Origin of the sequence: Polaromonas sp. JS666 (assembly GCF_900103405.1) — a bacterium.
Taxonomy (GTDB): Bacteria; Pseudomonadota; Gammaproteobacteria; order Burkholderiales; family Burkholderiaceae_C; genus Polaromonas.
The window spans coordinates 40,308-53,425 of record NZ_FNHX01000010.1; the positions used below are offsets into that span (position 1 = coordinate 40,308).

The window sequence follows — 13,118 nt, forward strand, 5'->3', positions numbered from 1 at the left end:
GACGCACGGCAACTGATTTTCAATTCAAAAAAAGGAGACAACATGACCCCCTCAACACCCCACTTCACCAGCCCGCGCCTGCGCCCCCTGGTGCTTGCCGCCGCCGCGCTCTGCGCGCTGGCGCCCGCGCTGGCGCCGGCCCAGGGCTTTCCCGACAAGCCCATCACCTTTATCGTGCCCTTTGCCGCCGGCAGCGCCACCGACCAACTGGCGCGCGCCATAGGCCAGGCCGTGACCAACGACAGCAAGGCCAGCGTGGTGGTGGACAACAAGCCCGGGGCCAACAGTTTTATAGGCGCGCAGGCGGCGGCCAAGGCCAAGCCCGACGGCTACACCGTCTTCATCACCACCAACACCACGCAGTCGGCCAATGAGCATTTGTTCAAGAAGCTGCCCTACGACCCGGTCAAGGACTTCGCGCCGCTCACGGCCCTGGGGCGTGGCGGCCAGATCATGGTCGTCAACCCGGCGCTGCCGGTCAGCAGCGTGGCCGACTTCATCAAGCTGGCCAAATCCAAGCCGGGCAAGCTGTCCTTCGGCAGCGGCAGCTCTTCCAGCCGCGTCGCGGGCGAGCAGTTCAAGCAGATGACGGGCACCTACATCCTGAACATTCCCTACAAGAGCAACCCGCCGGCCGTGACCGACCTGCTGGGCGGGCAGATCGACATGATGATCACCGACATGGCCACCGGCCTGCCGCAGGTCAAGGCCGGCAAGCTCAAGGCCCTGGGCGTGTCCACGCGGCAGCGCTCGCCGCTGGCGCCGGATGTGCCCACCATAGACGAGGCCGGCGTCAAGGGCTATGAGATGACCTACTGGTTTGCCGCCTACGCGCCCGCCGGCACGCCGGCCGACGTGGTGGCCAAACTCGCCGACATGCTCGCGCGCGCCGCGCGCAGCCCCTCGGCCGCGCCTTTTTACCAGTCCAGCGGCACCGAGATCTTCACCAGCAACCCGGAGGGGCTGCGCAAGTTCCAGGCGGACGAGACCCTCAAGTGGGGAAAAATCATCAAGGCGGCAGGCATAGAGCCCGAATAAGGGCAGGGGGCCGCGGGGTTTCGGGATTCAACTATTCGTAATGCATTACGTTTAAGTAAAATTCCCGGGCAAAGCCGGCGGCGGCTGCTCCGCCCTGCGCCGCGCCCCACCCAGGAAACCCCATGTCCAAAGCCTTCGCCTCCCAGTCCGACCTGACGGACAAGACCATCACCTTCGAGCAGCTCAGCGCGCATTGCTGGGCCTATACCGCCGAGGGCGACCCCAATTCCGGCGTCATCATCGGCGACAAGTTCATCATGGTCAGCGACGCCACGGCCACACCCGCGATGGCGCAAGACCTGATCAAGCGCATACGCAGCGTCAGCAACAAGCCCATCAAGTACGTGCTGCTCACGCACTACCACGCGGTGCGCGTGCTGGGCGCCAGCGCCTATGCGGCCGAGGGCGCGACCGAAATCATCGCGAGCCAAGGCACTTATGAGCTGATCGTCGAGCGCGGCGCGCAGGACATGCAAAGCGAGATGGAACGCTTCCCGCGCCTTTTTCGCAACGCCGAAAGCGTACCTGGCCTCACCTGGCCGACGCTGGTGATAAACGGCGGCAACCCTGTGAAGGGCGAAAAGCCCGGCAAGCTGGTGCTGGACCTGGGCGGCGTGAAGGTGCAAGTCTGGCACCCGGGCCCCGGCCACACGCGCGGCGACACGATTGCCTGGATTGAAGAGGAAAAAGTGCTGTTCTCGGGCGACCTGGTCGAGTACGAGGCCGGTGTCTACACCGGCGATGCCCAGCTCGAGGAATGGCCCGCCACGCTGGAAGTCCTGCGCGCGCTCAAGGCCGAGGCCATAGTCCCCGGCCGCGGCGAGGCCATGAAGGGCGCGGCCAACGTCAACAAGGCGCTCGATTACACCAAACGCTGGGTCGAAACCCTGTACAAGGCCGGCAAGGAAGCGGCCGCCGCCGGCATGGACCTCAAGGCCGCAATGGCCCACACACGCAAAAGCATGGACCCGGTTTTCGGCCATGTGTTCATCTACGAGCACTGCCTGCCGTTTGACGTGAGCCGTGCCTTTGACGAAGCCAGCGGCATCAAGAACCCGCGCATCTGGACCGCTGAGCGAGACCAGGAAATGTGGGCCGCGCTGCAGGGCTAGGGGCCGGCTCAGGTATCCAGGTCCAGCCCGGACAGCAGCCCGGCAAAAGCATCCAGCGCTGCCTGGCCGTCCATGTGCTCCATGCGTTCCAGCACGTCGTCATCCTCGACCAGGCAGTAGCCCAGGCTGAAGCGCTTGAAGCGCCGGGCGGCCAGCTCGCCGTGGTGCAGGACCTGCAAGTTGGTATGGCGGCTGTCCTGGCGTATGCGCTCGAGCAGCGCCAGCACCTGTTTCTGCCCGCCCTCCAGCTGCTGGCAAAAGCGCATGCCGTCAAAGATCAGCAGGCCGGTGATGCCACGCTCCGCGTTGGCCTGCCGGGCCTTGGCGGCGATGTCTCCCACGACGCTGAGCGGCGCTTCGGGGGCCAGCGTGCTGACGTAAAGGATTTCATACAGGGAGGTGCTTGTGAGTGTCATCGCGGCACAATGTAGCGGCACGCCTTGCACCGCACAATGTCAAAAGACACAGGGATATGCGCCTAAGATAAGTCTTTTATGAACATCCCAACGCCAACTTCAGCGATCTGCCCGCCGCAGTGCAATGCCTGTGGTTTGCGCAAGACCGGGGCCTTCATGCCGGTGAACGCCGAAGAGCTGAAGTTCATCGAAGCCTTCCGCACCGGTACCACCGCGGTGAAGGCCGGCGCCACCATACTCCATGAGCAAAAGCCCAACGGCAAGCTCTTCACGCTGTACTCGGGCTGGGCCTTCCGCTACAAAACCCTGAGCGACGGCCGCCGGCAAATCCTCAATTTTTTGCTGCCCGGTGACTTCATCGGCCTGCAGCAGAAATTCGCCGACGGCCCCATGCACGGCATAGAGGCCGTGACCGACACCAGCCTCTGCGTGTTTCCGCGCGAACGCCTGTGGGAGCTGTTCCGCAATTTTCCCAACCTGGGTTATGACATCACCTGGCTGGCGGCGCGTGAAGAGGGCATGGTCGATGACCACCTGCTGACGGCCGGGCGGCGCAACGCCACCGAGCGCGTGGCCATGCTGCTGATGCATTTGTTCCGCCGGCTGGAGCGTGTGGGCATGGCCGAGGGCGGCTTGGTCGAGTTCCCCATCAACCAGCAGCACATCGCCGACGCGCTGGGGCTGTCGCTGGTGCACACCAACAAAACCTTGAGGCGGCTGCGCCATTTGGGGCTGCACGAAATCCAGGACGGCAAGCTGCGGCTGCTCAACACCCGGGCGCTGGAGCGGATTGCGGATTACTACGATACGCCGCCGCCGCAGGTCCCTTTGCTCTGATTCAGCCCTGTAGGCTGCCGCTGACAGCTGTGCGGCGTGTTGGCCTACAAACGCCCCCCGGCGCCGGTTTTATGGTGTTTCTCTTGCCCGCGATATGCCATTTCGATGGCCCCTTCTTTCATGCGAAGGAAACCGCGGCGACGCGTCATCCAGGAGCCTCCCATGAACCACGCACAAGCACCGGGCGCACGGCTGCAGCAGCAGCCGCAGCGCTTCATGGACCGCCAGCAACAGCAAAGCAGCGGCTCTCGCGAGTTCCAGCCGCACCGCCCGCAGCCCTTTGATGTGCCGGCCAGCCAGATGGGCGGGGGCGAGCGCCAATACCAGGACGCCATCCACCGAAGCGGCATCAAGTCCTAGCCAGCGCGGACGCCGGCTCAGGATTTCTGCGCGTTCAGCGTCCTGAAGTCTTGCTCGTAGCGGTGCAGTGTCTCCACCGCCTTGTGGCGCTGTGCCGGCGTGGTGCTGTTGTGCAGCTCCGCCAGCGTGGCGCAGGCGTCCTGCGTCAGTTTCTCCATGTAGTCGCGGTAAGCCGCGTCAGGTGAGTTGAGGGTGCGTTCAAACAGCCCGCGCACCGCAGCCTGGGTTTTTTCGGGCGTGGCCTGGCCCGCCACCAGCGGGTGCAGCGTGTGGAGCGCGTCCTGCTGGCGCCGGATTTTTTCCGCATAGCTGCGCGGCGCGTCGAAGTGCGAGGCATCTATGCGCCGCTCGATCACGGCCAGCTGCTTTTTCTCAAGCCGGCCATAAAGCATTTCGGCGCGTTTGACCGCTTCCTTGTAGCGCTTGTCGCGCTGGGCCTTGGGCGAGGCCTCCAGGAAGTCCTCGCGGTATTCCTCATTGCCTTTGGCGAAGCGGCGTTCCAGGTTTTTCAGCTGGCCCGCCTGCAGCGAGCCCACCAGGGTTGCCATGGGCGGCTCGGCCTGGCGCGACAGCAGCACCAGCTTGCCGCGCACGTCGGTGTAGATCGCGCAGGCCGCCGCGGCATCCATGTCCGAGGGCATTTGTTTCTGCAGTTTTTGCAGCGCCTCGATGTAGCCGGGCAGCTGCGTTTGCCGGTGCCAGTCCTGCAGTTTTTCCAGGTCGGCCTTGACCTGCAGGCTTTGCGCGTCGGTGAAGTCGAAATGGCGGTCCAGCTGCCAGTAGACCAGTTCGGGCGCCTGGTTGTAGGCGATTTTCATGAGGCTACAGCTTTGCAGCAGCCCGGCCAGCGCCAGCACGGCCAGCCCGCCGATAATCCTTGTGCAGCGCCCCGCGCCCGCTCCGGCGGCCCGGGAGCGCGTCTCCACCCCAAGATCCAGAGGAAATTTCATGGCAGCAACCCCAATCGATGTCGTCATCATGGCCGCGGGCAAAGGCACGCGGATGAAGAGCAGCTTACCCAAAGTCCTGCACCGTTTGGGCGGGAAAGCTTTGCTCGCGCATGTCATCGAATGCGCCGCCTCCGTGTCGGCGCGCCAGGCGGTGGTCATCACCGGCCACGGCGCGGCCGAGGTCGAGGCCGCCTGCGGCCGTTTCAGCCCCTCCGCCGGCGCCCCCGTGGCGCTGCAGTTCGCGCGCCAGGAGCCGCAACTGGGCACCGGCCACGCGGTGCAGCAGGCCCTGCCCCTGCTGGCCGATGACGGCGTCACGCTGGTGCTCTCGGGCGACGTGCCGCTGACCGAGCCCGCCACCTTGCAGGCCCTGATCGCCCAGTGCGACGGCCAGCGCCTGGCGCTGCTCACGCTCAGCATGGTCGACCCCACGGGTTACGGCCGCATTGTGCGAGCCGGCGCCGAGGCTTCCGCGCAGGTCAGGGCCATCGTCGAGCACAAGGACGCCAGCGCCGCCCAGCGCGAAATCCGCGAAATCTACAGCGGCATCATGGCCGTGCCCACGCGCCTCTTGCGCGCCTGGCTGGCCCGGCTGGACAACAAGAATGCCCAGGGCGAGTATTACCTCACCGACATCGTGAAGTTCGCCGTGGCCGACGGTGTGGCCGTGGTGGCCCACCAGATCACCGACGCCGCCCAGGTCGCCGGCGTCAACAGCCCGGTGCAGCTGGCCGAACTCGAACGTGTTCACCAGGGCCGGCTGGCCGTGGCCCTGATGGAGCAGGGCGTGCGCCTGGCCGACCCGGCGCGCCTGGACGTGCGCGGCACGCTCAGCTGCGGCCGGGACGTCGAGATCGACGTGAACTGCATCTTTGAAGGCACGGTGAGCCTGGGCGAGGGCGTGCGCATAGGCGCCAACTGCGTGCTCGCCAACTGCAGCATCGCCGCCGGCGCCGTGATCCACCCCTTCACCCACATCGACGGCGAAAAGCTGGGCGTGCAGGTCGGCGAGGGCGCGCTCGTAGGCCCCTTCGCGCGCCTGCGCCCCGGCGCGCAGCTGGGCGCCGAAGTCCACATCGGCAATTTTGTGGAAGTGAAGAACTCCACCCTGGCCAAGGGCGCCAAGGCCAACCACCTGGCCTACCTGGGCGACGCCACCGTCGGCGAGCGCGTCAACTACGGCGCCGGCAGCATCACCGCCAATTACGACGGCGCCAACAAGCACCGCACGGTGATAGAGGCCGACGTGCACATCGGCAGCAATTGTGTGCTGGTGGCGCCTGTCACCATAGGCGCGGGCGGCACCGTGGGCGGCGGCTCCACCATCACCAAGAGCACGCCGCCGGATTCGCTGAGCGTGGCGCGCGGCAAGCAGGTCAGCCTGCCCAACTGGAAGCGGCCGGCCAAAAAGACGCTATCCTGACCCGGCCCGACAACAACTAACCTGAAAAAAGAAAACATGAAAAAAATTTTCGCAGCGGTGGGTGTGATCCTGGTCTTGAGCGGGTGCGCGCCCGCGAAACTCGTTCCCATGTCCAGGCCCCTGGAAACCAACCAGTCCACCCTCGTGGTTTATCGTGAGTCGGCATTCAATGCCGGCGGTATTGACGCTGTGTTCGGGGCGGCTCAGCAAGACTGGGTGGCGCTGGACACCAAAAGCTACGCGGTGCTGCAGATAGCGCCGGCTCCGCACGAGTTTTTCGTCAGGTCGACGCAGGCGGACCAGCCTTTTGTGTTCAAGGCAACGGTGGCCCAGGCCGAGACAAAATGCCTGCGCGTGTTCCCGAATCCGGGTAACGTCGCGAAGGCGCTGCTGCCGGTCAGTTATCTGGCCGGCAATACCTTTTTTCTCGAAGAAACCGCGTGCCCCAGTGCGCAAACGCTGGCGGGGTTTGGCAAAAAGACCGTGACTTACGCCAAATGACGGCCGGCTGCGGCCTTTGTGTCTTGGCCTTTACTTGACCCGATTGACCAAGAACACCCCAAAAATCGCAAGCGCCCCGCCAGCCAGCAGGCTGGCGCTCAGGGGCTCACCCAGGATGAGCCACCCCAACAAAACCCCAAACACCGGCACCAGGTTGTTGAACACCACCGTGCGTGCAGCACCCAGCTGGCGCAGGCCTTCGTAGTACCAGACAAAGGCCACGGCCGTGCCGAGCACGCCCAGGAAGGCCAGGCCGGCCCAGACCTCGGGGGTGAAGGAGTCGGCATGCACATGGGGCATGTCGCGCAGCGCCAGCAGGCCTAAAAACAGCGTGCCCCAGATCGCGGCCCACAGCGTGGCCAGCACCGGCGACAGGCCTTGCAGCAGCTTGCGGCCGACCAGGGTGTAGACGGCCCAGGCGCAGACGGCGCCGAACATCGCGAGTTCACCCTTGCCCAGGGACTGCACGAGTTGCGACAGGTCGCCGCGCGTCACCACCACCCAGACGCCCAGCAGGGCCAGCGCCACGCCCAGCCAGCGCGTGGCCGACAGCCGGTCGCCCAGCAGCGCGGCGGCGATCAGCAGTGTGACCACCGGGTTCAGGGCGATGATCAGCGAGGTGCGGCCGGCCGGCAGCACCGACAGCGCGGTGAAGAACAACAGGTTGTAGGCAAAGATGCCGGTCGCGCCCAGCGCCATGGTGCCCAGCAGCTGGCGCCGCGTGACCTGCGTGAGGGCGCGCAGGCCTTCGGTGAAATGCAGCGTGACCAGCAAGGCCAGGGTGGCGAATACAAAGCGGATAAAACCCGCGGTGGCCGGCGGCAAATGGGCCGAGATCACGCGCCCGGCGATGAAGGTGCCGCCCCACAGCACCGGCACGCAGGTCAGGCGCAGGTACAGGCTCCAGAGCTTGCGGCTGGCGGGCGCGGGTGGGTGCGAAACCGGCGCGGCTGCAGCGGTGGAAGCCAGGCTGGCGGATGGGGAGGCAGTAGTCATGAAGGGGCCCGGGTTGAGGGAAAACCGTCAATACGGTAGATTTGATGCATGAGATTAATTGTTAAATCACTCACTATCAAATGAGTATTTACTCATGAAGACCTGTTCACCATGACCCTGGCCCAGCTCGAAGTGCTGATCACCCTGGACGAATGCCGCAGCTTCTCGCGCGCGGCCATGCGCCTGGGCACCACCCAGTCGGCCGTCAGCCATGCGCTGCGCGCGCTGGAGACCGAATTCGGCGTCAAGCTCGCGCTGCGCGATGCCTCCGGCGTGTCCATGACCGACGCCGGCGAGCGCCTGCTGCTGCGCGCCCGCGAGATGACGGCCCTGGCCGCCACCATGGCGCAGGAGCTGGGCGATGCAAAAGAACTCAAGACCGGCACGTTGCGCATAGGCTCTTTCGGCCCCACCTCCACCGTCAACCTGTTGCCGCCGCTGCTGGCCGCCTTCAAGCAGGCCCACCCCGGGGCGCAGGTGCGCATCGAGGAGGAAAGCGACGAGGTCATCGACGAGTGGCTGCTGCAAAAGCGCGTGGAGCTCGGTTTTGTTGTGGTGCCCGATGAACGCTTCGAGGTGCTGCCGCTGGTGCAGGACGAGTTTGTCGCCATCCTGCCCGCCGGCCATGCGCTGGCCGCGCACAAGGCCGTGCCCGTCAATGCGCTCAACGGGCTGGACTTTGTGCTGACCGAAGCCGGCTGCGGCCCGGTCATCGTGCCCATCCTGCAGAAAAACATCACCTTGCCCAAGGTGCTTTACCACTTCACCCAGATCATCTCCATCCTGCAGTTTGTGCAGCGGGGCCTGGCGGTCTCGGTCGCCGCGCGGCTGGCGCTGCCCGACGCGCCCGAGGGTGTGGTCTACCGGCCGCTGCTGCCGGCCCAGCCGCGCACCGTGGGCCTGGCCTGCCTGGACGTGGCCAAACTCTCGCCGCTGGCGCGGGCCTTCTGGGAGACCGCGCGCGAACGGGCACGTGCACAGGCAGAGCCCAAGGCCGCACCCGCCGGCAAAATCCAGGCCCTTCGCGACGCGTCGGTCGGCGTCTGAGGCACACCGACCCCATCAAGTACTATCAGCCCCATCCATAAAAAGGGGAGGGGCTGGGCCATGATCATCTGGAGCATTGTGTGGGGCGCCATCCTGGGCTGGTTCTGGCCGGGTTATGGCGATGCCGGCGTTTTTATCGGCGCCTTCCTCGGCTTTTTTGCCGGCCTGTCGCTGCGCTGGGCCGTGCGGGCCGAAGTGCAGGCCGCCTGGAAAAAAGCGCCGCAGCCGGCGGCGCCCGCCGTGCGCCAGGCTTCGGCCGCGCCCTCAAATATTGAAGACGCTCATGCGCCGGCGGTTCCATCGCCGCTGCCTGTTCCCGTTCCTCCACCACCAGCCAGCGCCGCCGACAACGAAGCAGCACAGGCGCCGGACTTGGCTCCCAACGGCCTGCCGCGCGCGCAGGCCGCCGCGGCGCCCGCCGCCCCTACCGCTGCTGCTCGGCCCGCCTACAAACCAGCCGAACCCAATGCCGTGGAGCTGGCCCTGCTCGCCGCCAAGAACTGGTTCCTGGGCGGCAACACCATTGTTCGCGTGGGCCTGGTCATCCTGTTCATAGGCCTGTCGTTCCTCGCGCGTTATGCCGCGTCGGCCGGGCTGTTCCCGGTCGAGCTGCGCCTGGCGGTCATAGGCGCGGCGGCCATCGCGCTGCTGGCCGTGGGCTTTCGCAAGCGCCACGACAAGCCCGGCTTCGCGCTCGCGCTGCAGGGCGCCGGCGTGGCGGTGATGTACCTCACGGTGTTCGCGGCCTTTCGCCTTTACGGCCTGCTGGAGCCCCTGCCGGCTTTTGCGCTGATGATCATCGTCTGCGGCCTGAGCTGCGCGCTGGCACTGCTGCAGGATTCGCGCGCGCTCGCGGTGGCGGCCTTTGCCGGCGGCTTTGCCGCGCCGCTGCTGCTGTCGACCGGGCAGGGCAGCCATGTGGGGCTCTTCAGCTACTACACGGTGCTCAACCTGGCGATCCTGTTCATCGCCCACAAGCGCTCCTGGCGCGTCCTCAATGTGGTCGGTTTTATCGCCACCTTCGGCGTGGCCACGGCCTGGGGTGTGCTCAAGTACGCGCCCGCGCACTACGCCAGCGCGCAGCCCTTTCTCATAGGCTTTGTGCTGATCTACCTGTTCACCGCCATCCTGTATGCGCGCAACACGCCGACCCGGCTGGGCAATGCGGTCGACACCATGCTGGTATTCGGCACGCCGCTGGCGGGCTTCGGCCTGCAGGCCGGGCTGGTGCGCGGCATGGAGCTGGGCACGGCCTTCTCGGCCCTGGGCTTTGCCGCGCTCTACCTGCTGGCGGCCATGCTGCTGGCGCGGCGCGCGCTGGCCGGCTACCGCCTGCTGATTGAATGTTTCATCGCCGTGGGCGTGGGCTTTGCCACGCTGGCGGTGCCGCTGGCGCTCGATGCCCAGTGGACCTCCGCTGTCTGGGCACTGGAGGGCGCGGGCGCCTTCTGGGTCGGCATGCGCCAGGCGCGCTGGATGGCGCGCGCTTTCGGCCTGCTGCTGCAAGGCGTCGCGGCCATGGCCTTCCTTGGCGGGCTTGACGGCGCGGCCGGCGGCCTGGGCCACCACGTCTACGCCATTCCTTTCGGCAACCCGGCCTTCATAGGCGCGATGCTGATCGCCTTGCCCGCGCTGCAGCTGGCCTGGTGGCTGCGCAAGCCGTTGCCGCACAGCGAGTCGTCCTGGGCCAAGGGCTATGCGGGTGTGGAATCGCAGCTCAGCGTGCCCGTCTACCTCTATGGCTTTTTCTTCTGGTGCCTGGGCTGGCTGCTTGAAATCGCGCGTCGCGTGCCGGCCCTGGAGGCCGACGCCATGCCCCAACATGTCTTCAGCGAGCGCACCACCGGCCTGCTCATGATGCTGGCCGTCGTCGCCAGCGCGGCCCTGTCCATGCTGCTGGGCCTGAAGAAGCAGTGGCCGGTCGCGACCTGGCCCGCGCGCATCAGCGTTGCCGTGCTGGCACTGGGCTACCTGGCGCAAGCCGGCGAAGGCTACCGCGTGCTGGCCACGCCGGCCTGGGCCGTCTGGCCGGTGGTGCTGGTGCTGCACTACTGGATGCTGCGGCAGACCGATCGCCTGGCGCAGGCTCCCGTCCTGCCCGGCAGCGAGGGCCGCGCATCGCCTTTCGGCTTTCTGCATGCGGCGGGTGCCTGGCTGGTCACCGTGCTGCTGGCCGACTGCCTGTGGTCGGGCATAGGCAAGGCCGAACTCTGGCGCACCTCCTGGGCCGGCGTGGTGCTGCTGGTCAGCGCCATCGCCGTGCTCATGCTGCTGGCCACCTGGGCCGGCAAGGCCAACCGGCAGGCGCAGCGCCAGGGCTTTGCCTGGCCGCTCCATCCGCATGCGCAGGCCTATTACTGGCTGGCAGCCCTGCCGCTGGCGGTGCTGGTCTTCTGGGGCACGCTGCTTGCTGCCGTGCACTCCTCGGGTCACACCGCGCCCCTGCCTTACATCCCGCTGCTCAACCCCACCGACCTGGCCCTGGCGCTCGCGCTGGGCGCGCTGGTGTTCTGGCGCCGCGTGCTGGTGACGGCCGCGCCGCCGCCGGCCGGCGCGGCCTGGGCCACGGGCCGCAACGCGCTGGTGGCGCTGGCCCTGCTGGTGTTTATCGCGGTCAACACTGTCTGGCTGCGCGTTGCCCACCACTTCTTCGGCGTGCGCTGGGATGCCGACGCACTGTTCGCAAGTTTTGTGGTGCAGACGGGCTATGCGATTTTGTGGACCTTGCTGGCGTTGACCCTGATGGTGCTGGCGCACCGCCGCGTGCAGCGGCCGCTGTGGCTGGTGGGCGCGGGCCTGCTGGGCCTGGTGGTGGTCAAGCTGCTGCTCATCGATTTGTCCAACGCCGGCGGTGCCGAGCGCATCATCGCCTTCATCGTGGTCGGCGTGCTGATGCTGGTGGTCGGCTATTTCGCGCCGCTGCCGCCCAAGGCGCAGGCCGCCCCGCTGCCCCATGCCCCAGACCTGAAAGAAGAGGCCCAGCCATGAAGACACATCCCTACGCCCGCCTGCTGGCGCTCACCCTCTCGGCGGGGCTGGCCATGCCGCTGCTGGCGGCCGATCCGCCGGACGCCGGCAACGCAAAGTCCTATGCCATCCGCATTCCCGTCACGCCGGCCGACGCCCCGCTGCAGCGCCTGCTGCTGCCGGCCGAGGCACTGGTGCGGCTGCAAAACGCGGCTTATGCCGACCTGCGCCTCTTCAACGCGGCCGGCCAGCCCGTGCCCATGGCGCTGGCCAGCGTGCCGACGCAGACCTCCACGCAGGAGCACAGCGTCAAGCTGCCCGCCTATCCCATCCTGGGCGCGGAGTCCGCCGCCGCCACGGGGCTCGAAGGCCTGTCGCTGCGCATCGAAGAGCGCCAGGGCAAACGTGTGGTGCAACTGAACACGGGTGGCAGCACCACCACCGCCGCGGCCGGGCCGCAAAAAGTGCTGGGCGCGCTGATCGATGTGCGCAAGCTCAAGGAGCCCGCGGCCGGCATGACGCTGGACGCCGACCTGCCGGTGGGCCAGCCCGTCACGTTTAACGTGCAGGCCAGCAAGGACCTCAAAAGCTGGCGCCCGCTGGCTGACACCGTGCTCTACCGCGCCGATGCCTCGGCCTCCGCGGCCAGCCTGGGCGACTCCCGCCTGGACCTGGCCATGGCCGACCTCAAGGACCACTACCTGCGCATCAGCTGGGGCACCGCCGCCGTCACCGTGCGCGGCGCCACGCTGCTTACTTCGCAAAGCACCGCCGTGCGCCAGCGCGTCAGCGCGAGCATGGCCGCGCCCGCACTCACCAACGCGCATGAGCTGGTCTTCGCGCTGCCCTTTGCCACGCCGGTGGCCGCGCTCAAAATCACGCCGCAGGGCAGCAATGTGCTGGTGCCTATCCGCGTGCTGGGCCGCAACCACCGCGAGCAGCCCTGGGCCCTGCTGGCCACCACGGTGGTCTACCGCCTGGGCGCGGCCGGCAAGGAGCAGGCCAGCGGCCCGGTGGAGATAGGCGGCGCCTCGGTGCGCGAAGTGAAGATAGAAGCCGACGCCAAGACGCCGGGTTTTGCCACCGCGCCCGAGATCAGCCTGCAGTTCGAGCCCGCGCAAGTCGTGTTCCTGGCCAGCGGCCAGGGCCCGTTCACGCTGGCCGCCGGGCTGGCGGGCCCGGCCGGCGCCGCGGGCGCTTTCCTGCCCATGGCCAGCCTGATCCCGAACTACCAGCCCTCGCAGGAAAACACGCTGCCCCTCGCGCGGGCCGATGCGTCCAAGGCCGAGGCTAGCGGCAGCGCAGTCCTGGGCGGCCCGCTGGTGCCCGCCGCGCCGCCGGCCGACGGTTTGCCCACGCGCAGCCTGGTGCTCTGGGGCATCCTGCTGCTGGGCGTGCTGGCCCTGGCCGGCATGGCCTGGGGCCTGCTCAAACAAACCAAAAAGACCGCCTGACCTTGCCCGGACATTCA

General features: G+C 67.1%; 12 protein-coding genes. 9 read left to right on the plus strand and 3 right to left on the minus strand.

Translation table 11 applies throughout. The features are described 5' to 3' along the window. Positions 1-42: 42 nt before the first annotated feature. On the plus strand, positions 43-1,038 hold the full coding sequence (locus tag BLQ85_RS19790) for a Bug family tripartite tricarboxylate transporter substrate binding protein (protein WP_074579575.1): 996 nt from the start codon (positions 43-45) through the stop codon (positions 1,036-1,038). Between the two features lie 122 nt (positions 1,039-1,160). Beyond that, the gene (locus BLQ85_RS19795; protein WP_074579577.1) at positions 1,161-2,150 is read left to right on the plus strand and encodes an MBL fold metallo-hydrolase; all 990 of its coding nucleotides are present in this window, start codon (positions 1,161-1,163) and stop codon (positions 2,148-2,150) included. A gap of 8 nt (positions 2,151-2,158) precedes the next feature. Here the strand turns inward: BLQ85_RS19795 and BLQ85_RS19800 are convergent, their stop codons facing one another. Beyond that, a complete protein-coding gene (locus BLQ85_RS19800; protein ID WP_074579580.1) occupies positions 2,159-2,566 on the minus strand; it encodes a BLUF domain-containing protein in 408 nt (135 codons plus the stop codon). A gap of 78 nt (positions 2,567-2,644) precedes the next feature. On the opposite strand from BLQ85_RS19800, the gene BLQ85_RS19805 reads away from it, so the two are divergent. Continuing rightward, positions 2,645-3,403 (plus strand): Crp/Fnr family transcriptional regulator, encoded by a 759-nt coding sequence (locus tag BLQ85_RS19805; protein ID WP_074579582.1) that lies wholly within the window; start codon positions 2,645-2,647, stop codon positions 3,401-3,403. 162 nt (positions 3,404-3,565) lie between these two features. Then, a complete protein-coding gene (locus BLQ85_RS19810) occupies positions 3,566-3,763 on the plus strand; it encodes a hypothetical protein (protein ID WP_074579584.1) in 198 nt (65 codons plus the stop codon). A 17-nt stretch (positions 3,764-3,780) separates the two neighbouring features. Here the strand turns inward: BLQ85_RS19810 and BLQ85_RS19815 are convergent, their stop codons facing one another. After that, on the minus strand, positions 3,781-4,713 hold the full coding sequence (locus tag BLQ85_RS19815) for a DUF6279 family lipoprotein (protein ID WP_254806490.1): 933 nt from the start codon (positions 4,711-4,713) through the stop codon (positions 3,781-3,783). Between BLQ85_RS19815 and glmU the strand changes: the two genes are divergently transcribed. Together glmU and BLQ85_RS19825 are read left to right on the plus strand one after the other, a co-directional pair. Next, on the plus strand, positions 4,712-6,136 hold the full coding sequence (gene glmU / locus BLQ85_RS19820) for a bifunctional UDP-N-acetylglucosamine diphosphorylase/glucosamine-1-phosphate N-acetyltransferase GlmU (RefSeq protein WP_074579587.1): 1,425 nt from the start codon (positions 4,712-4,714) through the stop codon (positions 6,134-6,136). The two genes, BLQ85_RS19815 and glmU, sit on opposite strands and share 2 nt — an antisense overlap. 36 nt (positions 6,137-6,172) lie before the next feature. Continuing rightward, entirely contained in the window at positions 6,173-6,637 is a 465-nt protein-coding gene (locus BLQ85_RS19825) for a flagellar basal body L-ring protein FlgH (RefSeq protein WP_139201065.1), read from the plus strand. A gap of 30 nt (positions 6,638-6,667) precedes the next feature. Here the strand turns inward: BLQ85_RS19825 and BLQ85_RS19830 are convergent, their stop codons facing one another. Beyond that, positions 6,668-7,633 carry a DMT family transporter gene (locus BLQ85_RS19830; RefSeq protein WP_074579590.1) on the minus strand — a complete coding sequence of 322 codons (966 nt, stop codon included), beginning with the start codon at positions 7,631-7,633 and terminating at the stop codon, positions 6,668-6,670. 111 nt (positions 7,634-7,744) lie between these two features. Between BLQ85_RS19830 and BLQ85_RS19835 the strand changes: the two genes are divergently transcribed. Genes BLQ85_RS19835 through BLQ85_RS19845 form a run of 3 tightly spaced genes read left to right on the plus strand, consistent with a single transcriptional unit; the run spans position 7,745 to position 13,101 of the window. Next, complete coding sequence (locus BLQ85_RS19835; RefSeq protein WP_074579591.1) at positions 7,745-8,680, plus strand: LysR family transcriptional regulator; 936 nt, start codon at positions 7,745-7,747, stop codon at positions 8,678-8,680. A 60-nt stretch (positions 8,681-8,740) separates the two neighbouring features. Next, the gene (locus BLQ85_RS19840) at positions 8,741-11,668 is read left to right on the plus strand and encodes a DUF2339 domain-containing protein (protein ID WP_074579593.1); all 2,928 of its coding nucleotides are present in this window, start codon (positions 8,741-8,743) and stop codon (positions 11,666-11,668) included. Continuing rightward, positions 11,665-13,101: a DUF3999 domain-containing protein gene (locus BLQ85_RS19845; RefSeq protein ID WP_074579594.1), complete on the plus strand. Its 1,437-nt coding sequence runs from the start codon at positions 11,665-11,667 to the stop codon at positions 13,099-13,101. Before BLQ85_RS19840 ends, BLQ85_RS19845 begins: the two co-directional genes overlap by 4 nt. Positions 13,102-13,118: the final 17 nt, after the last annotated feature.

What these genes read in the sequence shown, in the direction of transcription:
- BLQ85_RS19830 (WP_074579590.1), bottom strand. Translation starts at nt 7,633, where the DNA reads ATGACTACTGCCTCCCCATCCGCCAGCCTGGCTTCCACCGCTGCAGCC.
- BLQ85_RS19795 (WP_074579577.1), top strand. Translation starts at nt 1,161, where the DNA reads ATGTCCAAAGCCTTCGCCTCCCAGTCCGACCTGACGGACAAGACCATC.
- BLQ85_RS19810 (WP_074579584.1), top strand. Translation starts at nt 3,566, where the DNA reads ATGAACCACGCACAAGCACCGGGCGCACGGCTGCAGCAGCAGCCGCAG.
- BLQ85_RS19835 (WP_074579591.1), top strand. Translation starts at nt 7,745, where the DNA reads ATGACCCTGGCCCAGCTCGAAGTGCTGATCACCCTGGACGAATGCCGC.
- BLQ85_RS19815 (WP_254806490.1), bottom strand. Translation starts at nt 4,713, where the DNA reads ATGAAATTTCCTCTGGATCTTGGGGTGGAGACGCGCTCCCGGGCCGCC.
- BLQ85_RS19845 (WP_074579594.1), top strand. Translation starts at nt 11,665, where the DNA reads ATGAAGACACATCCCTACGCCCGCCTGCTGGCGCTCACCCTCTCGGCG.
- BLQ85_RS19800 (WP_074579580.1), bottom strand. Translation starts at nt 2,566, where the DNA reads ATGACACTCACAAGCACCTCCCTGTATGAAATCCTTTACGTCAGCACG.
- BLQ85_RS19805 (WP_074579582.1), top strand. Translation starts at nt 2,645, where the DNA reads ATGAACATCCCAACGCCAACTTCAGCGATCTGCCCGCCGCAGTGCAAT.
- BLQ85_RS19790 (WP_074579575.1), top strand. Translation starts at nt 43, where the DNA reads ATGACCCCCTCAACACCCCACTTCACCAGCCCGCGCCTGCGCCCCCTG.
- BLQ85_RS19825 (WP_139201065.1), top strand. Translation starts at nt 6,173, where the DNA reads ATGAAAAAAATTTTCGCAGCGGTGGGTGTGATCCTGGTCTTGAGCGGG.
- BLQ85_RS19840 (WP_074579593.1), top strand. Translation starts at nt 8,741, where the DNA reads ATGATCATCTGGAGCATTGTGTGGGGCGCCATCCTGGGCTGGTTCTGG.
- glmU (WP_074579587.1), top strand. Translation starts at nt 4,712, where the DNA reads ATGGCAGCAACCCCAATCGATGTCGTCATCATGGCCGCGGGCAAAGGC.